22 protein-coding genes are annotated in these 24,579 nt (G+C 37.8%); 11 read left to right on the top strand and 11 right to left on the bottom strand.

What is annotated here, in order from left to right:
* Positions 1 to 144: 144 nt before the first annotated feature.
* A complete protein-coding gene (thrC, locus tag MZHIL_RS04295; protein WP_013898144.1) occupies positions 145 to 1,353 on the top strand; it encodes a threonine synthase in 1,209 nt (402 codons plus the stop codon).
* A gap of 59 nt (positions 1,354 to 1,412) precedes the next feature.
* A complete protein-coding gene (gene leuS, locus MZHIL_RS04300) occupies positions 1,413 to 4,316 on the top strand; it encodes a leucine--tRNA ligase (RefSeq protein WP_013898145.1) in 2,904 nt (967 codons plus the stop codon).
* Positions 4,317 to 4,636: 320 nt separating this feature from the next.
* Here leuS and MZHIL_RS04305 read toward each other — a convergent pair whose 3' ends face one another.
* The 3 genes from MZHIL_RS04305 to MZHIL_RS04315 form a co-directional block, all read right to left on the bottom strand.
* The gene (locus MZHIL_RS04305; protein WP_013898146.1) at positions 4,637 to 5,428 is read right to left on the bottom strand and encodes a carbon-nitrogen family hydrolase; all 792 of its coding nucleotides are present in this window, start codon (positions 5,426 to 5,428) and stop codon (positions 4,637 to 4,639) included.
* 291 nt (positions 5,429 to 5,719) lie between these two features.
* Positions 5,720 to 5,935 carry a hypothetical protein gene (locus MZHIL_RS04310; protein ID WP_013898147.1) on the bottom strand — a complete coding sequence of 72 codons (216 nt, stop codon included), beginning with the start codon at positions 5,933 to 5,935 and terminating at the stop codon, positions 5,720 to 5,722.
* A gap of 237 nt (positions 5,936 to 6,172) precedes the next feature.
* Entirely contained in the window at positions 6,173 to 6,781 is a 609-nt protein-coding gene (locus MZHIL_RS04315) for a hypothetical protein (RefSeq protein WP_013898148.1), read from the bottom strand.
* Positions 6,782 to 6,897: 116 nt separating this feature from the next.
* Here MZHIL_RS04315 and MZHIL_RS04320 point away from each other — a divergent pair, with 116 nt between their 5' ends.
* Together MZHIL_RS04320 and MZHIL_RS04325 are read left to right on the top strand one after the other, a co-directional pair.
* Positions 6,898 to 7,428, top strand: coding sequence for a DJ-1/PfpI family protein (locus MZHIL_RS04320; RefSeq protein WP_013898149.1), 531 nt, complete (start codon positions 6,898 to 6,900; stop codon positions 7,426 to 7,428).
* 26 nt (positions 7,429 to 7,454) lie between these two features.
* Positions 7,455 to 8,594: a DUF2117 family protein gene (locus MZHIL_RS04325; protein ID WP_013898150.1), complete on the top strand. Its 1,140-nt coding sequence runs from the start codon at positions 7,455 to 7,457 to the stop codon at positions 8,592 to 8,594.
* A 61-nt stretch (positions 8,595 to 8,655) separates the two neighbouring features.
* Here MZHIL_RS04325 and MZHIL_RS04330 read toward each other — a convergent pair whose 3' ends face one another.
* A complete protein-coding gene (locus MZHIL_RS04330; RefSeq protein ID WP_013898151.1) occupies positions 8,656 to 10,608 on the bottom strand; it encodes a sensor histidine kinase in 1,953 nt (650 codons plus the stop codon).
* Between the two features lie 375 nt (positions 10,609 to 10,983).
* Here MZHIL_RS04330 and eif1A point away from each other — a divergent pair, with 375 nt between their 5' ends.
* A complete protein-coding gene (gene eif1A / locus MZHIL_RS04335) occupies positions 10,984 to 11,307 on the top strand; it encodes a translation initiation factor eIF-1A (protein ID WP_013898152.1) in 324 nt (107 codons plus the stop codon).
* A 239-nt stretch (positions 11,308 to 11,546) separates the two neighbouring features.
* On the opposite strand, the gene MZHIL_RS04340 is transcribed toward eif1A, so the two are convergent.
* Entirely contained in the window at positions 11,547 to 12,833 is a 1,287-nt protein-coding gene (locus MZHIL_RS04340) for a coiled-coil domain-containing protein (protein WP_013898153.1), read from the bottom strand.
* Between the two features lie 411 nt (positions 12,834 to 13,244).
* Here MZHIL_RS04340 and MZHIL_RS10815 point away from each other — a divergent pair, with 411 nt between their 5' ends.
* The 6 genes from MZHIL_RS10815 to mcrA are packed head-to-tail and all read left to right on the top strand — an operon-like array spanning position 13,245 to position 18,342.
* Complete coding sequence (locus MZHIL_RS10815; RefSeq protein ID WP_281033996.1) at positions 13,245 to 13,373, top strand: hypothetical protein; 129 nt, start codon at positions 13,245 to 13,247, stop codon at positions 13,371 to 13,373.
* 31 nt (positions 13,374 to 13,404) lie between these two features.
* Positions 13,405 to 14,709, top strand: a complete 1,305-nt coding sequence (gene mcrB, locus MZHIL_RS04345; RefSeq protein WP_013898154.1) for a coenzyme-B sulfoethylthiotransferase subunit beta — start codon at positions 13,405 to 13,407, stop codon at positions 14,707 to 14,709.
* A gap of 22 nt (positions 14,710 to 14,731) precedes the next feature.
* Entirely contained in the window at positions 14,732 to 15,235 is a 504-nt protein-coding gene (gene mcrD / locus MZHIL_RS04350) for a methyl-coenzyme M reductase operon protein D (protein WP_013898155.1), read from the top strand.
* Between the two features lie 6 nt (positions 15,236 to 15,241).
* Positions 15,242 to 15,838: a methyl-coenzyme M reductase I operon protein C gene (gene mcrC / locus MZHIL_RS04355; RefSeq protein ID WP_013898156.1), complete on the top strand. Its 597-nt coding sequence runs from the start codon at positions 15,242 to 15,244 to the stop codon at positions 15,836 to 15,838.
* 18 nt (positions 15,839 to 15,856) lie between these two features.
* Complete coding sequence (gene mcrG, locus MZHIL_RS04360; RefSeq protein ID WP_013898157.1) at positions 15,857 to 16,609, top strand: coenzyme-B sulfoethylthiotransferase subunit gamma; 753 nt, start codon at positions 15,857 to 15,859, stop codon at positions 16,607 to 16,609.
* A gap of 14 nt (positions 16,610 to 16,623) precedes the next feature.
* Positions 16,624 to 18,342, top strand: a complete 1,719-nt coding sequence (gene mcrA, locus MZHIL_RS04365; protein ID WP_013898158.1) for a coenzyme-B sulfoethylthiotransferase subunit alpha — start codon at positions 16,624 to 16,626, stop codon at positions 18,340 to 18,342.
* An 81-nt stretch (positions 18,343 to 18,423) separates the two neighbouring features.
* Here mcrA and aroA read toward each other — a convergent pair whose 3' ends face one another.
* From aroA to MZHIL_RS04395, 6 genes are all read right to left on the bottom strand, one after another.
* Complete coding sequence (gene aroA / locus MZHIL_RS04370) at positions 18,424 to 19,707, bottom strand: 3-phosphoshikimate 1-carboxyvinyltransferase (RefSeq protein WP_013898159.1); 1,284 nt, start codon at positions 19,705 to 19,707, stop codon at positions 18,424 to 18,426.
* A gap of 3 nt (positions 19,708 to 19,710) precedes the next feature.
* The gene (locus MZHIL_RS04375; protein WP_245527564.1) at positions 19,711 to 20,382 is read right to left on the bottom strand and encodes a thymidylate synthase; all 672 of its coding nucleotides are present in this window, start codon (positions 20,380 to 20,382) and stop codon (positions 19,711 to 19,713) included.
* A gap of 198 nt (positions 20,383 to 20,580) precedes the next feature.
* Positions 20,581 to 21,432 carry a zinc metalloprotease HtpX gene (gene htpX, locus MZHIL_RS04380; RefSeq protein WP_013898161.1) on the bottom strand — a complete coding sequence of 284 codons (852 nt, stop codon included), beginning with the start codon at positions 21,430 to 21,432 and terminating at the stop codon, positions 20,581 to 20,583.
* A 137-nt stretch (positions 21,433 to 21,569) separates the two neighbouring features.
* Complete coding sequence (locus tag MZHIL_RS04385; protein WP_013898162.1) at positions 21,570 to 21,860, bottom strand: hypothetical protein; 291 nt, start codon at positions 21,858 to 21,860, stop codon at positions 21,570 to 21,572.
* A gap of 25 nt (positions 21,861 to 21,885) precedes the next feature.
* Positions 21,886 to 23,424 (bottom strand): hypothetical protein, encoded by a 1,539-nt coding sequence (locus MZHIL_RS04390; protein WP_013898163.1) that lies wholly within the window; start codon positions 23,422 to 23,424, stop codon positions 21,886 to 21,888.
* A gap of 32 nt (positions 23,425 to 23,456) precedes the next feature.
* Complete coding sequence (locus tag MZHIL_RS04395) at positions 23,457 to 24,425, bottom strand: DUF5667 domain-containing protein (protein ID WP_013898164.1); 969 nt, start codon at positions 24,423 to 24,425, stop codon at positions 23,457 to 23,459.
* Between the last annotated feature and the right edge of the window lie 154 nt (positions 24,426 to 24,579).

Consider the following 24,579-nt stretch of genomic DNA (forward strand, 5'->3'; position numbering starts at 1 on the left):
GTCACTGTATAAATTCTTAGCACAATGATGCTTTACTGCCCATAGGATTGGAATGACCAATCAATTACTTTATGTATAATATTAATTATTGAATTCTCATACTCATACAAATTTCACAAAATTTGGAAAACCAGGAGATAACCAATGTATAATTTAGAATGTATAGACTGTGGAAACAAATATTCGAAATCAGATGTCGTTTATACCTGTAAATGCGGTGGTCTTCTTGATATAATTTATGACTATGCTAACATAAATATTGATATGGAGAAATTGAAATATGAACCTCCTACAGTTTGGAAATACCGTGATCTACTTCCAATAACCGGTAATCCTGTAACTATTTATGAAGGGGGTACACCTCTTTATCGGTGCGATCGCCTGGCTGAAAAGATTGGAGTAAAGGAATTATATGTAAAGCATGAGGGATTGAATCCCACAGGTTCTTTTAAGGATAGGGGAATGACTGTTGGTGTATCTAAAGCAATTGAACTTGGCATGAAGACTGTTGCATGTGCTTCAACAGGAAACACATCTGCTTCACTTGCGATTTACGGAGCAAAGGCTGGAATTCCTGCGATTGTTCTATTGCCTGAGGGAAAAGTAGCAATGGGAAAGGTTGCACAGGCATTGATGCATGGTGCAAAGGTCTTGAGCATTAGGGGAAATTTTGATGAGGCACTTGCTCTTGTGCGAACATTATGTGATCAGGAAAAGTTCTATCTTTTAAATTCCATCAATCCCTATAGGCTGGAGGGGCAGAAAACAATCGGATTCGAGATCGTAGACCAACTTGGACTCAAGGTTCCAGACAGGGTAGTCCTTCCAGTTGGAAATGCAGGCAACATTACTGCCATCTATAAAGGATTCAAAGAGTTTAGAGAATTGAAGATAACGGATACTGTACCAAAAATGTGTGGTATTCAGGCAGAGGGTGCATCCCCGATTGTACAGGCTATAAAGAGTGGTGCAGAATCTATTATTCCAGAATCAAATCCAGAAACTATAGCAACTGCAATACGTATAGGAGATCCGGTAAACGCAAAGAAAGCCCTCAATGCAATAAGGGAATCAGAAGGGACTGCTGAAACAGTTACGGATGAAGAACTTGTTCAGGCCCAGCGAGATCTTGCACAGCTGGAAGGTATTGGTGTGGAACCTGCAAGTGCAACATCTGTTGCAGGACTCCGGAAACTTGTAGAGGCTGGTGTTATAGGTAGTGAAGAAACGGTTGTATGTGTCACAACAGGTCATCTGCTAAAAGATCCTCAGGAAGTCATTGATGCATGTGACCGGCCTATACTGGTGGATGCAACTATTGAAGCAATAAGGGATGTCGTGTTTCCCAAATAACAGATAGAGTATTAGAGTATTGAGCAGAATTTGCCAGATATTAAAGGATGTTGTGGATTATGCAAAAACATTATCGACCAGATGTTATCGAAAAAAAATGGATTTCCAGATGGACCAGCAGCAAGATATTTGAGGCTGAACCTGATAAAGGCAGCAAGTATTTCATTACTGTTCCCTATCCGTATTTAAATGGAATTCTGCATGCTGGTCATACACGTACCTTCACAATAGGAGATGTTATTGCAAGGTACAGGCGCATGCAAGGTTATAATGTATTGTTCCCGATGGGATTTCATGTTACAGGAACTCCCATTGTTGGTCTTGCTGAACTAATCCGAAATCGAGATCCTCAGACAATTGAGGTTTATTCCAAACACCATGGAATATCGGATGATAGATTGCAGACACTTAACACTCCTGAAAAAATTGTGGATTATTTCAGTGTAGAAGCTGAAAAATCCATGCGTTCTATAGGATACTCGATTGACTGGAGAAGAAAATTCACAACTACCGATGATACATATAAAAAGTTTATAGAATGGCAATTCAACCATCTTCATGAAAAAGGATATATTGTAAAGGGATCACATCCTGTGAAATGGTGTCCAGGTGATGATAATCCTGTAGAGGATCACGATATACTCCATGGTGAAGGAGCAACTATTGTAGATTATACTCTTATTAAGTTCAGATATGAGGATATGATCATTCCCTGTGCAACACTGCGCCCTGAGACTACATTTGGCGTAACTAATCTGTGGGTAAACCCTGAGGCAGAGTATGTCAAGGTCAAAGTTAAAAAAGAGGGATCCCATGAACTTTGGATCGTTAGCAGGGAAGCATATGAAAAACTCACCTTCACTGACAGAAATGTTGAACTGGTCGAAAAAGTGCCTGCCATGTCTCTGATAGGGATCAAGGTTGAAAATCCACTTACAGGGGATGAAGTTATTACTTTACCAGCTTCCTTTGTCAAGGCCGGTAATGGAAGCGGAATAGTTATGAGTGTTCCGGCGCATGCTCCTTTTGATTATCTGGCACTGCGGGACCTGTATGATGCGGATCTGAGTGAATATGAGATTACTGAAAATCCAGGGGATATAAAACTCATCTCACTTATTGATGTTCCTGATTTTGGAGAATATCCTGCAGTAGATGCAGTTGAAAAATTCAATATCCGGGATCAGAAAGACCCTCGTGCCGAGGATGCCACTAAACTGGTATATAGGCGTGAATTCCATTCAGGGGTTCTGAAAGAAAACACCGGTAAATATGCAAATATAAAAGTTTCTAAAATAAAAAATATTCTTACTCAGGACCTGATTGAACAGAATATTGGGGAAATATTCTATGAGTTCAGTGAGCCTGTAGTTTGTCGTTGTGGCACTCCGTGTGTTGTGAAGATGGTTCGTGGGCAGTGGTTCTTAAATTATTCTGATCCCCAATGGAAAGAGATGGTGTATAAATGTATAGAACAGATGGATATAATTCCTGAAGAGCTTCGTGTTGAATTCAACAATAAGGTTGACTGGCTGAAAGATAAAGCATGTGCCCGGAAAAAAGGTCTTGGAACAAGATTACCTTTTGATAAGGACTGGCTAATTGAATCACTTGCAGATTCGACGATCTATATGTCCTATTATATTATTTCAAAATTTTTAACAGAAAATATCAAACCAGAGAATCTAACTAAAAAGCTCTTTGATTATGTTTTACTTGATGTGGGCACATTGGAGGAAGTTTTGGAGGACTGTGGTCTGGATAAAAATACTATCGAAGGTATGAAGAACGATTTTGAGTACTGGTATCCTGTTGATATGCGTACTTCAGGTAAGGATCTGGTCCCAAACCATCTTTTGTTCTTCCTGTTCCATCATGTTGCCATATTTGATGAAGATAAATGGCCAAAGACGATTGCAGTTAATGGTTTTGTTTCACTTGAAGGAGAGAAAATGAGCAAATCCAAAGGTCCTCTTCTAACTATGAACGAAGCTGTACGAACATATGGTGCAGATGTCACCCGTATGTATATTCTCTCATCTGCTGAACAGACACAGGATGCTGACTGGAAGAATAGCGGTGTGGAAGCTGCAAAAAAGCAGATAGAAAGGTTCTATACATTTTCCCAGGAAATAATTGATTCTTATAGTGAAGAGGCGTTTCTTTCAGGATACGAAATCTCTGAGATTGAACATATTGATAAATGGCTTCTTAGTAAAGTTCAAAGGCGTATCAACCAGACCAACGTCTCACTTGATCAAATAAAGACCAGAAATGCTCTTCAAAATTCATTTTTCCTTATGTTCAATGACATAAGATGGTATCAGCGAAGGGGAGGAGTGAAGCTTCTTCCATATATTCTTGATGTGTGGGTTCGTTTAATGGCACCATTTACTCCACATCTATCTGAAGAGGTGTGGTCATATATGGGCCATGATGAATCTGATTTCATTTCACTTGCACAGTATCCTCAATATAATTCGGCCCTTGTCGACATTAATGCAGAACTGGCAGAGGAGATGATAAGCAATACTCTGGAAGATATTGAAGAAATAATTAAGGTAATCAAACTATCTCCCAGTAAAATTTATCTCTATACATCCCAGAACTGGAAGATCTCGATATTCAAAAAAGCGATCTTCATGAGCAGTGAAGGAAAACTGGAAGTAGGTACTCTCATCAAAGAAGCCATGTCAGATCCTGAGATGAAAAAATACGGGAAAAAGATTCCAAAGTTTGTACAAAAGCTGGTACCTGAAATCAAGAGTATGAAACCCGAAAGGATTGAAACATTGCTGCAGGCCGATTTTAACGAAGAAGAGATTCTAAAAGGTTCTGTTCTATTTTTCGAAAAAGAGACCGGTTGCAGTGTTAAAGTTTATTCCGGAGACGATCCTGAATATGACCCCGAGGGTAAATCAGCACATGCATCAATACTGAGGCCTGCCATATATATAGAATAATCTTTTGACAGATAACTTTTATAAACGGAGAGTAAAAACTCCTATGTCTTTAGCATAGGGGATGTAATCGTCAACTATATTATAAATAATTCTCAATGTGTATGTAATTAACCGATGTCGAGAACCAAGCCAAAAGGAATTTAAACTGGACACCAATGGGATAGGGGTCTTCTTAAAGGGTTCCATAGTTCGTTGCCTTTCCAGTTGGGTATGAACTGTGATATCAGATTCCTTAAGGAATCGGTCCAAGGAAGCACCTGAGTCTTTAGCTCAGGAGTAGTTCATCTGTGTATCCTGCAGTTGGAAGATCTGCAGATGTTTTAATACAGTTCGGGTCTTCTATCCGCAAACACTGGTATGGAACTACGTATTTTGTTTTTCTGTTCAGTATCGATGTCAGCAATTAATATGGTTTCGTTATCAGAGGCTTCTGCCAAAATATCGCCTTCTGCATTTATGATCAAGGACCCCCCAAAATAATCTTTTCTGGGGTCAGATCCTGTTCGATTGCAGGCCACATGCGGAATCTGGTTTTCAATGGCACGTGCTTTTGCAAGGGCTGACCATATATCACTGCGTGGCTTTGGAAATTCAGCTATTGTGATCAGGATATCTGCTCCTTCAAGTGCCATTTTGCGGGCAATTTCCGGAAATCTTATTTCATAGCAAATCTCAAGCCCGATATTTAGATTACATCCCCTAAGCGGTATGGTATGGACTTTAGAGCCTGGACTGAAATATTTTTTTTCCTCTGTAAATGGATGGATTTTACGATAAAATCCTGCGATTTGACCATATTCAATGCAATATCCAAGATTATAATATTCAATATTATTTTCAAATGTATTTTTTTCTATTATTGATCCTATCATTATACAATTATTTTTTTTTGAGAAATCAGCTATTTTTTGAATAGTATCATATGGATGCTCCTCAGCTACCTCTTCGATCCTTTCATAACAAAAACCGGTTGAGAACACTTCAGGAAGTACAATAATGTCGGCTCCTTTAGAAACCGCACTATCTGCCATCAAAAATGCTTTCTGTAAATTTTCTTTTTTGTTACAGTATGAAATGTCCATCTGGATGCATGAAACTCTAATATTTTTCATTGAAACCCTCTTGATTTAAATTGTAGATGTTCTTAAGTGCCATAATGTTTTTGAGTGTTTAATTTGTTACATTTTCGGTTGATACAGAAAGTATAGCCTTTCAGGGTTCAGGTACCTTTCATTATTTCTTCCTTAAAATAGGCTCATTATATGGATAAAGTGGAGAATAAACAATCACTCCTTCAAATATTAAATAAATCTATGGAATTTCGGATGTGGTCGAAATATTCAATAGACAATATTTTGTAATCCCAGTAGATCGTGCTTTTGAGTGCAATTTCAGATTATGATCTACTTTTTCAAATAACTATATTTCAAAGAACCATTTTTCCTGGAACTATTGTCCTTTGGATCTTTTTGCCCTGCAGTTTTTTGCTTCTGGCGTCCACTCTCCAGTGCTCTTCGGGCAAGTAATATCCAGTATACAAAAACAGCAGATATGGCCAAAAGAAAAATAATCATTACACCAAAAAAGATAATGATCTCAAGTGATATTTGGTCTGACAATTGGCTCCCACTCCGGATTAATGAATTTTTTATGAATATGGTTTATTCCTTAATATCTGCTAACTATAAATATTAAAATATCTGCTTTGATTTCTAGTTACGTTAGATGAGAATATTGGATTGCAGGATATTTATTCTTTTAGATAGCTTCGAGCAGTTTCGAAGTTAAATCATTTCTGTAAGTAAATTTTGTGCAAAAAAAAACAAACGTGTTTTAAGGATAACTTATCATCAGGATCACATAGTTAATTTTGTTTGTTGTGTTTTTGGGATGAGCCCGTTCATATCGACAACATCTTTGAGGATTTCAGCCATAACGCTACCTGATATCTGTACTAGTCTTTTAGATATAGTGACTACCTCGTATGCAGGATCATTGACTGGAATATCGATTTTTGTAATTTCTGTACGATATTTTCTAATATTACTGTCCTCTGATTCCCTGATCAAAAATTCATCGTCTTCGAGATAGTTCTTTAGATTACTGATATTTATACCTGCCAGCTTTAGTTCCTGTCTGAAAACTGATCGTTTGCATAGTGTTGATATTAAATATACTGCAACTGGAAGCCTGATTTCATAATCTATGCTTTTTAAGTGCATTGCTATGAGATGATATATGTCATCATTTGGATTATCCAGATCTTCTTTTATTGTGTATACCTTAGAAGGTGGGATATCGGTTTCGCTGATTTTTTTCAGATCCCTTAACGCTCTCAAGTAGCCCGTGAGCATTAGCCTATGTTCTGAAATTCCTGCTGTTTTCAATTCCCGGGTTATACCGCTGATTGAAAGGGGCCTATTTTTGAGTATTTCATTGATATGATCATAAAGTTTTTCAGGCATTTTATCTTAGCCAGAATTGGTAACAAACCTGAATAAACCTTTCGACATGGATGTAATATTTTAACTTCCGCGAAGTTTAAAAGTAAAAAGAACAATTCATGCATTGGTGAATGATTATGGCAAAAAATGATAGTTCCAGCAGAATACTTATGGTTGTGGCCCAGAATGATTTCAGGGATGAGGAATTTTTTGAACCCAAAAAAATATTTGAATCCAAAGATGCAAAAATCAGTGTCGCAAGCCTCACTACTGATACAGCTAAAGGCATGCTTGGAGGCACTGTAAAGCCTGATGTAAGAATAGCAGATGCAAAGGCTGATGATTATGATGCGATTGTTATAGCTGGTGGAATGGGCTCAAAGAAATATCTATGGGAGAATAAGAAACTCCATAATTTGATAGATGATGGCAAGAAAAAGGAAAAGGTAATTGCAGCTATCTGCATATCTCCTGTTGTTCTGGCAAAGACTGGAATACTAAAAGATAAAAAGTGTACTGTTTTCAATGATCCTCAGAGTATAAATGAAATTAAAAAGTATGGCGGGATCTATGAAAATAAAGATGTTGTAGTTGATGGTGATATTATTACTGCAAGAGATCCAAAAAGTGCCAAAAAAATTTGGAAAAGAAGTGGTAAAAGCTCTTAAGTAATAACTTCTGTTATTTCAATTCTATGAAAATAGGTATTGTTTTTCACGGTCCAGAGGTAATTGATTCTGGATATGCACAGACAATACTTGAAAAGCTGGCAATTTATGGGAATATCACAGCCATGCTTGGCGGCACTATGGGAAAAACAGCTGTAATGGATGCCGGTCTGAATGGTGTGATTGATATCCAGTGCAATTTGAAACCCAGTAAACTGGTAGAACAACTGATGCATAAATGTGATATTGTGTTCTTAATAAATCATGGTAAAAATCTTTTAAATGGCCGAAGATTTGCATCTATTGTAGCTGGTAATATTCTAACTCTGGATATGAAACCGTTTATACATGTTGAACGTCCAGGCTGCTCTGATGAGGAAATGTTTCCATGCAATCAGAAAGCTGTTCCCCATGTAAGATATTTTTCAAAAATACTTGGAATAAAACCTTCTGGAAACGAATTTTATGCTTCTTCGATAGAGGTAGAAACCAACGGAAGTTATTGTGTCAGGTATCTCTCAGGAGTTAAAGCAGGAGAAAACATATTCATTAATGGGATAATCGTAGGAAAAGCACTTACAGATAATGTAAGTGTTGTTTTTAAGAACGGGATGCTGTTCTCCATAGATGGAGGGAGACTAAAAGATCATGGTGCTGAAAAGCTTCATGGATATGAACAGAAAATACCTTTAGATTTAAAAAAAGCATGGATTAAAAGCGGGAAATTAAGAGATCGCAAACCATATGCAGTAAATTGGGATAATAATTTCAGAAGAAATAATATCTCAGGTACAAGGACTGCGCTTATTGATCATGATGCAGAAAATACCTTTGAATATATCTTTGGATCCGAGCCGATATCAGATTCTGCGATAACGATAGGTGATGATACTACTGCCATTGCTGGAAATATTCTGCATAGATTTTCCATTCCTTTAATAGGAATTGTGGATGGGGATCAGGACTGTGAGGGATTCATGAATGATCTATATCCTTCATCCACTGTTATTATCGTAAAGCAGGGTAATGATGACATAATTGGAAGACAAATTAAAAAGAGCCTGTTTAAGCACACGAATTATTCACGCTTTCAGGACTTTGAATCCTTAAAACATAAAGTGATTTGTATGGCTCATGATTCCATTGAGCGGGTAATTAACTACTGATTTATTGTATGTTGAATTGTCTGCAATTATTCAATTATCTTAAACATAATTTGTGAATTCTTCAACTTGCAGTTTTGGGTAATATTACTGTAACGGTTGTACCTTTATTTTCTTCACTGTCGATTATTATTTTCCCATTGTGAGAATCTGCTATGGTTTTACATATATACATTCCAAGGCCGGTTCCAGAATATCTGCGATTACTCGAAGCATCTATTTGGTAAAATAATCTGAATATATCAGGTATCATCTTTTTTGGTATTCCGATTCCGGTATCCTTTATGTTTATATGTATCTCATTTATGTTATCCTGCAATTTCACATTGATCGAACCACCAGAAGGTGTAAATTTAATCGCGTTATCCAGCAGATTGAAAATCATAAGAGACAATTGTTCTTTGTTTCCCCTAATAGCTGGTAATGATGGTGGAATCTCAGTTTGGACTGAAATATTTTTTTCTTCAATATACCTGGACATATCTGAGATTATTTCACAGACCATATCTTCGAGTTGAACATTATTTATTTCGTAAGTGAAATTGTTAATATCCATTATGTTCAGGTAAAGTAGTGAATCTATTAGTTTTTTTAGCCGTCTGGCGTTTTCCAGAGCAGTTGATACTGCTTTTTTCTGCTGGGCGTTCAGTGACCCCAGTTCCTCTTCACATATAAGTTCATTATAACCTATGATCGACACAAGCGGTGTTCTAAGCTCATGGCTGATATTTGAAATCAACTGATTTTTCATCCTATCAAGTGATTTGAGGTCTTCATAAGCTTTTGAAAGTTCATTTTTAGATTTTTTTAATTCTTCTTCAGCTAGTTTCCTCTGGGTTATATCTCCGATTGTTCCTACCATTCTTACTGGATACCCCTTTCTGCTCCATTCAACTACTTTTCCCTGAACAAGTATCCATTTCCATTCTCTGGTTTGTGTTAATATTCGACACTCTTTGACAAAATATGGATCAAGCTTTTTAAAATGATTATCAAGAGTAGATCTAATTTCTGGTATGTCATCAGGATGCAGGATTTGTTTGCAGGTCTCTATTCCAGTCTCAAGGCCTATGAGATTGTGATTGATTATATCTGCAAGTTTTTGATCAAACATTATTTTTCCATCATTTATGCTCCAATCCCATATTCCAAGATTGCTGCTTTCCAGTACGAGACTTAAACGTTCCTCACTCAGTTTTAAGGCCTCTTGAGTTGATTTTTGAAGTGTGATATCTGTTAAGGTCATCACAACAGCAGGTTTATTTTCATACTGTATGGTAGAAAAAATAATTTCAAGAGGAATTCTTTGGCTTTTACTTGAAAGTATTTCTATCTCATATGATTTTGGTCTTTTTGTTAAAAAATGTCCATATCGCATTTTTCTATGGTCATTAAGTGCTTTATGGTATCTTTTCATCACCATCCGTCTATATTCCGGGGCAATATAATTTATAGCCACAGAACCTACTATATTTTTTATCGGATAACCTGTAATGTCTTCAAATCTTTTATTTGCGTATTTGATCTGATTATTCTGAATTATAATGATCCCTTCATTTGCGTTTTCTAAAATGTTGAAATATTTTTCATTGGAATACCTATAAAAAGGATCATCGTTTTCTCTATTGGTAGCAACAATTGTTCCTACTATCCGCCGTGAATGACTTTCTGCTCCATCGATCAGCTTTCCGTTCAGGAGGAACCAGCTATATTTACCACACTTTTCCTGCATCCTGTGCTCAATTGAAATTTCTGGAATTATTCCATTAAAATGCTTCTGAATCTGGTCTTTTATCCTGTCCCTGTCCAGTGGATGAATATATTTCATCCAATCATCTGTGCTAGTAATAATACGGATGCTTTCGTATCCCAATAACTTGCTTAAGATAGGATCCATGTATAATTCATGAGTATGGACATTCAGGTCCCAAACTGCGATTTTACCTGCCCTGATTGCCAGAATGCAACGATTTTCATCATTTTGCGTGGCTTGATTTTCAATCTCTTTTTTATTCATGTTAATAATGTTATATTTAAATAAAATCCCACAGTTTCCTGATCTTTTTATATTGTGTGGTAACTGGGAAAAGATATAAAAATAATCTGATAGAGTCCGTACTTTCCTAATCCGTTTTTGCTATTGCCTGGGTAGATTATTTGATGTATGCAGATATTTTTTATATGACTTATTCATATCATTCTGAAAATACTTTATATACTTATGCCTTTATTTTTGCATATTGATTTAATGGAATTGCAAATGTAGTAATGATTATGAGTAATTATTTGTTTTTCTATTTCTACTTTTTTGGTATATAGCAAAAGGTATAAATGCATTCAGATAGTTGATAAATGCTACAGAGGTATTAATCTGGCAAACTATAGAAGTAATATGAGAAAAAGTAAAGGAAGTAGTGCTAAATCTTCAGACAAACCAGCTGTAACAAGAGTACGTGTTCCAAGAAGGGACAAAAATGAGATATTGGCAACAGTATCTAATCTGATGGGTGCAGGGCGTGTGAGACTTCATTGTATGGATGGAACTTCCAGAATGGGAAGAATACCTGGCTCAAAGAAGAAAAGAATGTGGGTACGCGAAGGCGATATAGTGATCGCAGCTCCCTGGGAAGTACAGGATTCAAAGGCAGATGTAGTGTGGAAATATACAAGACCACAGGTTGATTGGCTTGAGCGCAAAGGCTATCTTACTTCCTGATTGTGAAAAATTTTGACTGAAAATCTATAACCTATAATTAGCAGGTAATGCAATATTAGATGAGGAATATCTAATATTTATTTCTGATATTATTTGGTCATTGTAGCAATTTTATTTTTTTGACGTTTCAATAAATATGACAGGCCTTCATGATGTCTGCCTGAATATTACCTATTATTTATTGCATATTATTGAATTTAATGACGAACTATTAATATATTGACAATTTTAGCGGAATATTAATAATTTATTATTATATCCTGACCAAAAACAGTTCTCATGTTTGAATTAAGTTCAGATTTTTCATCCTCAAGTTTTACTTCCAGATTGTCAAGATGTTTCTTTTCAGTATCCAGTTCTTTCTGTATTGATTCAAGCATGCTCTTTTTTCGGAATATCTCTTTTTCAAGTGATTCTTTTTTGTTATATACACTTATCTGATCAAGCTTTTCCATTAATTGATTCAGATGAATATTATGCTGATTTTTTATCTCATATAATCTCTGAGGTTCGGACGAATTTTTAAGCTTTTGAACCTGTTCGAGTGTCTTTTCTTTCTTTTTATCTTTTAAGCCAAGAGAATCGTTTTCAATTCTTAGCAACACTTCATCATAAACAGGACTTAAATCATAATCAATTGCACTGGAGGGATTATCCATTATCATATCAAGCATTTTGCGCAACTGGGGAGATAACTTATACATTTTGTTTTCGTCCTGTTTTTTCATCCTGGATAATGCTTTGGATAATGGTGTAAACATTCTTTTTATTTCGGATTCCATATCATTGATCTGAATTCTGGTATTCTGAATTTCATTTTCAATTTCTTTTGCTTTCGCATATTCCTGACTGCTTTTCAACCTATCCAATTGTGACTCTGTTTCTTCCATACCTTTGTTCAATGAAGAATATTTATCTTTTAATTTTTGTATGTTATTTCTGGATGTATCTATTTCGTTCCATAAATTGTGAATATTTTCTATGTTTGCAATTATGTCCTCTGAGGAATCCAGTTTATTTTTTGGTTCTTTTATTGTTTTAAAAAGGTCACTTAAAAGTTCATTTAACCTTTCAAGATCAGTGTCTATTTTTCGATATTCTTCAGGGTAAAGAGCTTTTGCATAGATCATGCTTTTTCGGGCATTATCCAGAAATGTGTTCATATCAGATCTGGAATCTACATAAAATTTGTATGATCCCTGAAGAGAAAAATCATCCGGGATCGAGATCTTTTCCATAAGCATATCCAGATTGTCTATGATGTTGTCCCTGTTTGAATCCCCCACCTTTTCCATTCTTTTATCTGCAGTTTCAACGGGCTCTGCTTCCATCAGGTATTCTTTATCATGCTTGAGCTCTTCAAGCACATCATTTATTTCCTTATATATATCCTGTATCGAAGGCCTGAGCTCATCAATTTCCTTCTCAGATTCATTTTTGATCCATTCTGGAAGCTTTTCGAGTTCCAGATATAGTGTTTCAGGCTCTTCTTTTTTTCTGCCAAAGATTTTTTCAAGAAACTTCATTATATTCAACAGAAAAAAGGCGGTGCATTTTTAAAAAGGTTTTGGGTACTATTCAAAATTATGATTATTAATAAAAAAATCTTACCAGACAAATCTGGTATCAGACTCATTTATCTAAAGCAATGTATTCATTCAATGTATTCATTTATACAAATCATCAAGGATACGGTGATGAAAACGATAATGCAATGATTTGTATCCAAAAAAAAGTCAAAGTTCAGATTGATGTTTATTGCTTAAGTTCAATAAAAACAGACAGGATAGTTAGGATTTTATGATATATATAATTACTTACCACATATTAATTTTATTCCCAAAGTATGACATTATCATTTTTAAGTCATAATAATTTATCATTAAAAAATTAAATGCAGGCGGATAGAATGAAAACCTTTAAAAGTTAATACACCAATGTTCATCATAAGCTTATCAGGAGGAACTTCAGAGGGAAATACAAATGCGCAGTTGGGTACTGTAGCACATGTCCCACACACTGAACAAATTCTTGACTCTGAAAATGAAACAACCTCTGATGAGTGATTTAACAGATAAATATAGGAGGAAAGTAAACTTGTCTGAAAAAATAGACATTTATGACGACAGAGGTAAGCTGTTAGAAAGCGGCGTTGACCTTGTAGAAATTGCTCCAACAAGAAACAAAGCAATTCAGAAGATCGTTACCGAAACAAAAAGATCTGTTGCAATCAATCTTGCTGGTATAGAAAAAGCACTCTCAACTGGTAAAATGGGTGGAAAAGGCCGCCAGATACTTGGAAACGAGCTTGACTACGATATTGTAGGAAATGCAGGCGCCATTCAGGACGAGGTACAGAAGCTTGTTCAGGTCAGCGAAGGCGATGATACAAACATAGCAACCCTTGGTGGTGGAAAACAGCTGCTCGTTCAGGTTCCAACAGTCAGGACCACAGCCGGTGCAGATTATGTTTCAGCTGTTACTGTTGGTGCAGCTGCAGTTGTCCAGTCAATCATGAACCAGTTCAACACAGATATTTTTGACGCACCATATGTCAAAGCAGCTGTATGGGGAAGTTATCCTCAGACCATGGATCTTGCAGGCGGAAACGTTGCTTCAATTCTGAGTATTCCACAGAAAAATGAGGGTCTTGGATTCTCTCTAAGAAACATTATGACAAATCACATCGCAGCAATCACACAAAGAAAAGCTATGAATGCTGCTGCTCTATCATCTGTTTATGAACAGGCAGGTATCTATGAGATGGGTAATGCTGTTGGAATGTTTGAAAGGTTCCAGCTGCTTGGATTTGCCTATCAGGGACTTAATGCTAATAACATTGTTCATGAAATTGTAAAGGAGAACGCAAAAGATGGTACCGTTGGTACTGTAGTTCAATCAACTGTAGAAAAAGCGCTTGAAGCAGGTATTATATCTGTTGATAAGACTGCACCATCTGGATATAATTTCTACAAAGCAGAAGATGTTGCAATGTGGAATGCATGTGCTTCAGCCGGTAGTCTTGCAGCAACAATGGTTAACGTAGGTGCAGGACGAGCAGCACAGAACGTTTCATCCACTCTGCTGTACTTCAATGACATACTTGAGAAAGAGACAGGACTTCCTGGCTGTGACTTTGGTAAAGTTCAGGGTACTGCTGTTGGTTTCTCATTCTTCAGTCACTCAATCTATGGAGGAGGAGGACCTGGTATCTTTAATGGTAACCACATAGTTACAAGACACTCCAGAGGATTTGCGATCCCATGTGTATCTGCAGCAGTATCACTTGATGCAGGAACACAGATGTTCACAATTGAAAAGACATCAGGTCTTATCGGTGATGTGTTCGGATCAATCAAAGAGTTCAGAGAACCAATCAATGCAATCTCAGAGGCTCTTTAATTAACATCAAGGGTTTTACACAATGGTTTCTGCTTCAGATAAAGAAGAACCTGTTCAGGTTGAGATATTTCCAAAACGACTACTTGGCCCGGAAAAAGCTCAAAAACTGCTCAATGAGCTCAGCAATATTGATGGGATACTAAGGGCAGTGATACAGGGTCCAAGATTGCCTCTCAAAGTGCCTTATGGACCGGCTACCGGAGAAGATGTACATCATCCGGACAGAAAGGTAGTACAGATAGCAAATACTACATTTGAACTTTCTATTATGGTCGGAAGAATAAGGCTGGAACTTGCAAATACGGATGTAAAGGAGAAGGTCAGGCAAGTCTGTGAAAAAATGATACCTTTCGGTTTTGAATTTAGAGAGGGAACATTTATCGCAAAAAGATCGACAGTAACAGACTATGCAAAAAGAGGTCCTGATGCGGATCCGACCTTACGGGGATTATTCGATCCAAAGGCTAAGATTGATGAGCAGGTCTGCATCCTTAAGAGGGATGAAGACGATGAGAACAATGAGTGATCTGATATGATCGACCGGGAAACTCAGGTAGTGGACTGCAGGCATGGAATGGGTCTTGGCAGGGGAGGAGGACTCGCACAAAGAGGCACCATCTCCGAAGCTGGGAGCTCCGATGTCATTGCTGTTGCAATGAGTCCAGGTCGAAGACATATTACAAAACCTGTATGTGAGCTAACATATGGGATGCGTAAAGAAAATATTCAGGTCAGCGTGCTCGTACTGCAAGCAGGATCGGGTGTTCCGGATGTGGAAATGACATCAGGATCATTTGGAATCTCCCCGGAGGAGATAGAGCAGATTGCAAGGCACAAGCTGGCTGTGATACACGTAGGAAACATTCCGGATCACATTATGAAAAAGGTCAGGGAAATATTGTCTTATGTAGACATTCCTGCAATAGTTGTATGCCAGCCGCCAGTTGACTTTGAGGACTTTGCAAAAGCAGGGATTATAACAAAAGCTGTAAAACCTAAAGAAAAAGATATCCGAACCAAGGGAAGAGTAATGGAAATCGTGACGGGAGTCGTTAGAGGTGAATCCTCAACAAGGGATAAACTAAATGAGCTCGTCAAAGATGTTAAAATAACAATGAAAACAATTTAAAATTAAGGAGTGCTAATTATGGCATATGAACCACAATTTTATCCAGGAAATACAATAGTTGCTGAAAATAGAAGAAAGCATATGTCAGGAAAACTGGAAAAGCTCAGAGAAATTTCAGATGAAGACCTGACTTTGATTTTAGGACATCGTGCACCAGGTAGTGATTACCCAAGCACACACCCACCACTTGCTGAAATGGGTGAACCGGAGTGTTCAATAAGAGAACTGGTTGAACCAACTGAAGGAGCAAAAGCTGGTGACCGTGTAAGATATGTTCAGTTTGTAGATTCTATGTACAATGCCCCAGCTACACCATACTTCAGGTCATATTTTGCTGCTATCAACTTTAGAGGTGTTGACCCAGGTACACTATCCGGAAGACAGGTAGTAGAGGCACGTGAAAGGGATATGGAAAATGTAGCAAAAGTTTCTCTTGAAACAGAAATCAGCTGTCCTGCACTTTCTGGTCTAAGAGGTGCCACTGTCCATGGCCACTCACTGCGTCTTCAGGAAGACGGTGTGATGTTCGACATGCTTGACAGAAGGAGACTTGAAAACGGCACAATCATCATGGACAAGGACCAGGTCGGAAGACCATTGGATAAAAAGGTCGATCTTGGAAAACCAATGTCTGAAGATGAAGCCGCTAAAAGGACTACCATATTCCGTGCCGACAATGTTGCATTCAGAGATGACGAAGAAGTTGTTGAATGGGTACACAGAGTCTGGTCACAGAGAACTAAGTATGGATTCCAGCCAAGATTACAATAATTGAGGTGATAAAAATGACAACTGATAGAGAAAGAAGATTCAAGAAACAACTTGAAATCAAATTTACCAAGGAATTCGGGGACAATAAACAGAGTGGCGGATCAATTACCGACACAAGAAACAAGTATCACAGACTTGGTGTTGACCAGGATCCAAGAAAACGTGAAATGAGGGAAGCTGGTCAGAAGGTCGCCAAAGAGAGAGGGCTTGTAGGATATAATCCGATGATGCACTGTGGTGGAATTCCTCTCGGTCAGAGAGCAATTACGCCATCTTTTGTATCAGGAACCGACATAATGGTTGAACCTGATGATCTTCACTACGTCAACAATGCTGCAATGCAGCAGATGTGGGATGACATCAGAAGAACCTGTATTGTCGGGCTGGACATGGCTCACGAGACACTCGAGAAAAGACTTGGAATGGAGGTTACTCCAGAAACCATCAACCACTACCTTGAGGTGCTAAACCATGCACTGCCTGGTGGGGCTGTTGTTCAGGAATATATGGTGGAAACCCATCCAGCTCTTGTAGATGACTGTTATGTTAAAATCTTCACTGGTGATGATGACCTTGCTGATGAGATTGACAAACAGTTCCTGATCGATATCAACAAAGAATTCCCTGAGGAACAGGCAGAGCAGCTCAAAAAATCAATCGGAAAAACAACATGGCAGGCTGCACACATTCCAACCATTGTTAGCAGAACAACTGATGGTGGACAGACCAGCAGGTGGATTGCTATGCAGGTAGGTATGTCATTTATCTCAGCATACAACATGTGTGCCGGTGAAGCAGCAGTAGCTGATCTTTCATATTCTGCAAAACATGCGGCTGTTGTCTCCATGGGAGATATGCTTCCAGCAAGACGTGCACGTGCACCAAACGAACCTGGAGGACTTACTTTCGGACACATGGCAGATATTGTCCAGACCAGTCGAAAGACCCCAGAAGACCCTGCAAACATTGCTCTTGAAGTAGTAGGTGCAGGATGTATGCTTTACGACCAGATCTGGCTTGGATCATACATGTCTGGTGGTGTTGGTTTCACACAGTATGCAACTGCAGCATATACCAACAACATACTTGATGACAACCTGTACTATGATGTTGATTATATCAATGACAAGTATGATGGTGCTGCAAATACCGGTACTGACAATAAGGTCAAACCAACCCTTGATGTAGTAAAGGATATTGCAACTGAGTCCACAATATACGGACTGGAGAACTATGAGAAATATCCAACTGCACTTGAAGACCACTTTGGTGGATCTCAGAGGGCAACTGTTCTCTCCGCTGCAGCTGGTTCCGCAACTGCAATTGCAACAGGACACGGAAATGCTGGTCTTTCTGCATGGTATCTGAGCATGTACCTGCACAAGGAAGCACACGGACGTCTTGGCTTCTTTGGATACGATCTGCAGGATCAGTGTGGTGCAACCAACGTATTCTCATACCAGTCTGACGAAGGATCCCCAATTGAGCTACGTGGTCCAAACTATCCAAACTACGCAATGAATGTGGGTCACCAGGGTGGATATGCTGCAATCACATCAGCAGCTCATGCAGGACGTGGAGATGCATTTGCATTGAACCCACTCCTGAAGATCTGCTTTGCAGACGATCTGTTGCCATTTGACTTCACACAGCCAAGGAAAGAATTTGGCAGAGGCGCTCTTAGAGAGTTCTCTCCAGCTGGTGAAAGATCACTTATCATTCCGGCAAAATAAATCTAAAAAAGAGATGGGTAACTATCATGTTACCTATTCAATTTCTATTTTTTAATTATCTGAAAACATTTTAAGATAGTATTATTCTTCATCAATCTGAATTTTTGCTCCAAGCGAGCGTATATCCTCAAAAAAGTCAGGATATGATATAGCTACTGATTCTGCAGTATCCACTGTTGTATCACCTGCCACCATTCCAGCAACGGTGAGGGCCATTACAATTCGGTGATCATGCCATCCATGCACATCTGCACCCTCCAGATGGCCACCATTTATGATCAGACGGTCCTGTTCTTCGTGTATATCTATACCCATTTTGCGCAGTTCAACAGTTATGGCATGTAAACGGTCAGTCTCTTTATATCTTACATGTTCTGCATTCTCAATTATGGTTGTTCCCTGTGCAACTGCTCCCAGAACTGCAATTGTAGGGACAAGATCGGGAGTGTTTCCTACATCTACTGTAACTCCTTTAAGTTTTCCCGGCTTTACAATGGCATCGCCTGTTTCTCTGTTCCATTTAATGTTTGCTTCCATTTGCTCCAGGATATTGATAATTTTTCTGTCTCCCTGTCTGGATGGATAAATATTCTTAACGGTAATTCCAGTCCTTTTTCCTGCAAGTACAGCTGCAGCGAGTAGATATGAAGCAGATGAAAAATCTCCGGGCACTGTATAATCCTTAAGGTTATATTTCTGACCAGGAATAATTTTGAACATTTTATATTCTTTATTTTCTATACATCCACCGGCATTTTCGATTAATTCCAGTGTTATGTCTACATAAGGCTTTGATTTGAGGTCACCACGGATAATTATTGTTGACTCTTCCATTAGAACAGGACATGTGATTAAAAGGGCTGATATGAACTGTGAGCTTACAGATCCTCCTATCTGTATATCCGATCCCTTCACTCCTCCATGTATCACAAGTGGAGCACATCCGTTATTGCGGGTGGAATAAACTCTGCTTCCCATGCTATTTAACACATCAATTAAAGGTCCGTTTGGTCGAGACCTTATAGATTCGTCTCCAGTAAGAACAGTAATTCCATCTGTAAGAGCAGCTATTGCTGTCATGAACCGAAGGGTAGTACCTGAGTTGGCAATATCGATAACATTATCCGGTATCTGTGGATGTCCATTGACTCCTTTGATGATGAGATCAGAATTGTGCTGTTCTATCTTTGCACCAAACATTTCACATGCACGAATAGTTGATTTTGTATCTTCAGATATAAGTGGCCTGTGAATAACTGAATTATTGGATAGTGCAGCGATTGTAATTGCCCGATGAGTATAGCTCTTTGAAGATGGTGCATATATTTCTCCTTCCAAATAGGAGGACTTGATAGATACTTTCATCGATCAGACACCCTTTAGAATTTCTTCAATTTTTTCCCAGTCATGGTCATATATGTGGGCTGAAACGCTTATGGTAGTGATTTTACCGGGTTTAACTCCTGTATTTTCAGCTACATATTCGAGTAGTTTTGATAAGCCGTAAAGGTTTGCAGGGTAGGCCCCTCCAAAATCATGGCTTCTAAAAAGAGTTGTTAGATTTAGCCGGTTGTTTCTAACCTTAAAGTCATCCACTATCATACATGGAACTTCATCAACTTTTGTATCTATTGAAGGGATCCAGGTAACTGCTGTTGCCCTTCGGGTATTCTGATTATCATTAATCTTTTCTATAACATATGCTATCTGATCGATCTCCGAGTTCCAGTTCCTGAGACGTTGTCCATATGTATATTCAAAATCCTGAACATTTTCACCGGATATAAGTTGTTTAGCATATTCTTCAAGTCTTTCTGTGTTCCATGAAATGTCCTCAGGAATCTGGTTTGTATAAGGGTCATCTATCACGATCATCAGGTTGATAAACTCTTTAATCTGGGTGCCCCGTTCATCAGTTATTGTTTCCCCGTGGTTCCATATAACGTTCAATCCCCGATACCATGCATCACTTATGCTACTGGCTTTTATTATTCTTCCGATCGATTTTTTTTCATAAAAATTCTCCTGAATGTAAGACAAATTTTTATTGTGTAAAATGTATATTGACAATATAACCTAATTTATAGACCAAATTCTTATTTAATATATGTGATAATAATTCGTCTTTAGAGAAATAGAAAGGATTTTAGAATGGTGCTTTAAAATATTTGATCATGATATTTGATCAGGAGAATATTCAGAGAACATCAGAATCTGAAAAAAAAGAATTAAGGAAAATTATTTCATTTCCTTAAGCCTGCGAATTCTTTCTTCTGTATGAGGATGTGTTCTAAATAGTGATGTGAGTCCTTTTCCCTTGAGTGGATTTACTATCAGCATATGCGCTGTACCCTGATTGATAGTTTCTCCTTTAGGCTGGTATGCAACTCCGCGTTCAAGTTTTTGAAGCGCGTTTGCAAGGGCCCATGGTTTCTGTGATATACGTGCACCTTCTGCATCAGCCGCAAATTCTCTGGATCTTGAAATTGCGAGCTGTATTATTGTTGCTGCAAGTGGTGCAATTACAGCCAGTGCAATAAAGCCGACAATACTGCCAGCACCCTGACTATCTCTGCCACCGAGACCTCCAAATATTGCAGTCCATCTCAGCCAGGTTGCAACCATGGTGATCACACCTGCAATTGTTGCTGCAACTGCACTTATCAGAGTATCTCGGTTTTTGATATGAGCCAGTTCATGTGCAATCACTCCTTCAAGTTCTTCTGTTGTCAGGAGGTTCATTATTGCTGTGGTAGCAGCTACTGCTGCATGTTCAGGATTTCTTCCTGTAGCAAAGGCATTTGGCATCGAGGTTTCAACAATATATACCTTTGGCATTGGAAGTTTTGCTCTCATCGCAAGCCTGCGGACAATATTGTAAAGCTCAGGCTGTTCAGATTCTGTAACTTCCTTTGCACGATACATCTTCAGTACAATCTTGTCACTGTACCAGTATGTACCGAAATTCATGACAATAGCAAATATGAATGCTATTATCATCCCGCTTGTTCCACCAACCAGCATACCTACAATAACCAGTAAACCTGTTAGTGTGGCCAGCAATAATGTTGTTTTAATAGTGTTACTCATAATCTACCTCATTGGATGGTATTTCCAATAAATTTTCAAATAATTTCTTGCTCATATATTGTATTCTTCTATATAATTATTATCTAGTAGCCAAAATATTATTTCCATCATATTATAGTTTATTATATATAAATTTATCAGTTACCAGCTGAGTATATCTCAATTATATCATAGAACATCAATTCTTCTTCTGGAACAAGTTCTTCCTGAAACAGAGTATCAAAATAATTTATCTCCTCGTCAATAACTTCCATTTCAATGTCTGTTAGGATTATTGATTCTTCATTAAGAACTTCATCTGCACTAAAGTTTGACCCTATATCCTCTGACAGTATATCATTTTGATGGAGTTCAATGCATCCGGTAAACACAATGGCTGAAAAAATTAGAATAATCATCACAGAATATTCTGCAATTCTTTTGTTCATATGCTCACAACTCCTGAATCTGATTTTATAATTCAGCATCTTTGATAGCAGCAATTCCATCTATCACTTCATATTCCTGATCCCCAAAGCCTGTTATCCACTGATACCTTTGAGATGATCCTGTATCTGATTCAATCGTGTATGTGCCTGTACCTGAAAATACTATTTTTCCATCTCCGGCAACATCTAAGGAAATGTCATTACCAACAATAACTACAGTCAGCCGGGATCCTTCAATGAATGCAGATCCATTCAGGTTCTGATATACAAGAGCACGTTGATCATCTGACCTTTCAATATTGCCGTTAACCAGCCAGTAGTCTCCATCGACTCTTATATGGGAATCCTGTGCCAGATCTTTTATTATCAACTTACTGTCAGATGCTGAAGCATCGATGCTCAGGTTTCCTGAAAGAACAACAGTGCCATTACCATTTGATGATAGTTTCTCAGAACTGTTTAGTTTTACCTGCCCGTTTCTTTCATTTTCGATTACTGTAAATAGATCTCTGAGAACAGTATTTGCTTCATCTATATATGTCCTGGATCTTTGGAGATAATCCATGGACTCTTTTAGAGATTGCTCATCAGACCTGTCTTCAGCTTTACTAAGAGCAGATTCATAGCTATTCTTGGCTTCCTCAATAAGCTGTTTATACTTCATATATAATTCTTCTATCTGTGCTGTATCCCTGCCGGCATCTGAAAGGCTTGTGATCTCACTTTCAATACGTATGGAGTATGATTCTGTCTGAGTAAGATAGTCCTCAATTCTTTTCGTCATTGTGTCAAACGATATACTTTCTGATTGGGAATATGCTTCTCTCCAGATAGTAAGTATATTCTGGGCAGTCTCTGCAAGATCTTTACTTTCATCAATGTTTTCTATATTTGCTCTCTCAGCCTCCAGTTGCTCGATGTAATATTCCATTTGTTCAACTTTATCGTCTTGATCACCTAAATTCTGAGCATTCTGCTTTATATTGTCAAGCTGAACAATCATGTAATCAACCGTACTCAGCATGTAGTTTTTGGTCGCAGCTATTGCAACATCAGAATTTGGAGGTATGTTGTTATTTCTTATCTGCTCGTTTATGTTTCTGAAATTATCTCTTGATTGTGCATATTCAGACTTGAACTGAAGTACAATTTCTCTTCTTTCAGGCCCCGGAGGAGTCTGTCTAAGAATTTGTATTTTTTCCTGGACTTCTGCTCTTTTTTTCACTGCATTATCTGTAATGTTATCCCGCTTAGTTTCTCCTCTATCCTTCATTCTAGCTGGCATATCATTGACATTATCTTCTCTTTCGGATGGTATCTTTGGGTTTCTATTTGGTGCAACATCACGTGCTGGAAAGCTATCCCTTCTCTGGTTTATTGGATCAAAGTTCTCATTCTGATCTTCCTTTTGTGAAGTATTATTCAGGGCATCTTCATAAAAATCGCTCGAAGAGCGATTCTCATCTGCTCTATTGTCCATTGACGATACTACAGGTGAAAGTATGACCACTAGCATGGATAGTATAATAAAGGTTATTACTATTCGTTTAATATTTGGCTTCATAAGTTAACCTCCAATAGATAGGAGCAATGAGATTAGATATGCTCTGTTCCCATCTCTTTTTGTCCTTGGAAATGTTCCACATTATTTGTATTCTGATTTCGGATTGATTCGTTAACTACAGGTGCTCTGTCAATATCTTTTCGTAGGTCCTCTGGTATACTATCTCTTTTTTCGAGTGCCTCAAGAGCTCGTTCATGACCTGCAAGAGATCTGTTCATTGCTTTTTCAATTGACTCTTTTGCATTATCTGGTACTTTTTGGTGCACCATTTCAAGTCTTTCCTGATGTTTTAAAGTGGATTCTGCTACAATAATTTCGACTTCTGTCCTATTTGCCTCATCAAGACCTTCTGCCATCATGCTCATATCATTTATTATTGTTTCATAGTCTTCAAGTACCGGTTCTATAGAATCTGTTCTGTTACTTTCAACCAGCCTGTCTACCTCGTTTAAACGATGTTCTGCAATCCTTGAATATTTGTGAGCCTTATCAACAGGATTTACTTCAGTTTGAATGCTAATTTCTTCAGCAGTCTTTTTTGCAGTATATCCCCTGTCATTGGGTGAAATACTCTTCTTTTCAAGAACAATCATATGAATTCCTGTTGCCTGACTAATAGCCGACTCTATTTCCTGTCTTACTGCGTCATCAGCCACATTATGTCCCAGTTCTCTGGCCATCATCAGATGTTCAGTATATCTCTGTTCAGCCTGTTCTGCAAGATCAGATTGATTTCTTTCCTGCATTATCCATGCTTCACTTAGTCTCCTTTCACTGTATGAAAGTATTTTTTCAACTTTTTTCTGGTCATCAAACGTCAAATGGATGTCAATGGATTCGATGGCTCTTTCGAATCCGTAAAACAGAGAATCCGGAGTTGTCCCTGCATCTCTGAACTCATAGTTTTCAGCTGTATTTTCAAGTTCAACTAGATCAGCTGATGCTACCGGGAGCATACATAGAGCGATAATTAAGATTGAAATTATAATTATATTTCTCATACTATTCCTCCATTAATTTAGTTTTCATTTTCCTAAAAACAATTGATAATAAAGATGGCTGAAATATAAGTATACTTTTTTATAAAGATATATTTCAAGAATAAATTTATAATTTAAAGCTTTAATATGCTTTTTTTTGGCAACTGAAACTTTA

Origin of the sequence: Methanosalsum zhilinae DSM 4017 (genome assembly GCF_000217995.1) — an archaeon.
GTDB classification, from domain to species: Archaea; Halobacteriota; Methanosarcinia; order Methanosarcinales; family Methanosarcinaceae; genus Methanosalsum; species Methanosalsum zhilinae.

What these genes read in the sequence shown, in the direction of transcription:
- MZHIL_RS04390 (WP_013898163.1), bottom strand. Translation starts at nt 23,424, where the DNA reads ATGAAGCCAAATATTAAACGAATAGTAATAACCTTTATTATACTATCC.
- MZHIL_RS04385 (WP_013898162.1), bottom strand. Translation starts at nt 21,860, where the DNA reads ATGAACAAAAGAATTGCAGAATATTCTGTGATGATTATTCTAATTTTT.
- leuS (WP_013898145.1), top strand. Translation starts at nt 1,413, where the DNA reads ATGCAAAAACATTATCGACCAGATGTTATCGAAAAAAAATGGATTTCC.
- mcrG (WP_013898157.1), top strand. Translation starts at nt 15,857, where the DNA reads ATGGCATATGAACCACAATTTTATCCAGGAAATACAATAGTTGCTGAA.
- MZHIL_RS04395 (WP_013898164.1), bottom strand. Translation starts at nt 24,425, where the DNA reads ATGAGAAATATAATTATAATTTCAATCTTAATTATCGCTCTATGTATG.
- MZHIL_RS04315 (WP_013898148.1), bottom strand. Translation starts at nt 6,781, where the DNA reads ATGCCTGAAAAACTTTATGATCATATCAATGAAATACTCAAAAATAGG.
- htpX (WP_013898161.1), bottom strand. Translation starts at nt 21,432, where the DNA reads ATGAGTAACACTATTAAAACAACATTATTGCTGGCCACACTAACAGGT.
- MZHIL_RS10815 (WP_281033996.1), top strand. Translation starts at nt 13,245, where the DNA reads ATGTTCATCATAAGCTTATCAGGAGGAACTTCAGAGGGAAATACAAAT.
- MZHIL_RS04330 (WP_013898151.1), bottom strand. Translation starts at nt 10,608, where the DNA reads ATGAATAAAAAAGAGATTGAAAATCAAGCCACGCAAAATGATGAAAAT.
- eif1A (WP_013898152.1), top strand. Translation starts at nt 10,984, where the DNA reads ATGAGAAAAAGTAAAGGAAGTAGTGCTAAATCTTCAGACAAACCAGCT.
- MZHIL_RS04325 (WP_013898150.1), top strand. Translation starts at nt 7,455, where the DNA reads ATGAAAATAGGTATTGTTTTTCACGGTCCAGAGGTAATTGATTCTGGA.
- MZHIL_RS04305 (WP_013898146.1), bottom strand. Translation starts at nt 5,428, where the DNA reads ATGAAAAATATTAGAGTTTCATGCATCCAGATGGACATTTCATACTGT.
- mcrA (WP_013898158.1), top strand. Translation starts at nt 16,624, where the DNA reads ATGACAACTGATAGAGAAAGAAGATTCAAGAAACAACTTGAAATCAAA.
- MZHIL_RS04340 (WP_013898153.1), bottom strand. Translation starts at nt 12,833, where the DNA reads ATGAAGTTTCTTGAAAAAATCTTTGGCAGAAAAAAAGAAGAGCCTGAA.
- thrC (WP_013898144.1), top strand. Translation starts at nt 145, where the DNA reads ATGTATAATTTAGAATGTATAGACTGTGGAAACAAATATTCGAAATCA.
- mcrD (WP_013898155.1), top strand. Translation starts at nt 14,732, where the DNA reads ATGGTTTCTGCTTCAGATAAAGAAGAACCTGTTCAGGTTGAGATATTT.
- MZHIL_RS04320 (WP_013898149.1), top strand. Translation starts at nt 6,898, where the DNA reads ATGGCAAAAAATGATAGTTCCAGCAGAATACTTATGGTTGTGGCCCAG.
- aroA (WP_013898159.1), bottom strand. Translation starts at nt 19,707, where the DNA reads ATGAAAGTATCTATCAAGTCCTCCTATTTGGAAGGAGAAATATATGCA.
- mcrC (WP_013898156.1), top strand. Translation starts at nt 15,242, where the DNA reads ATGATCGACCGGGAAACTCAGGTAGTGGACTGCAGGCATGGAATGGGT.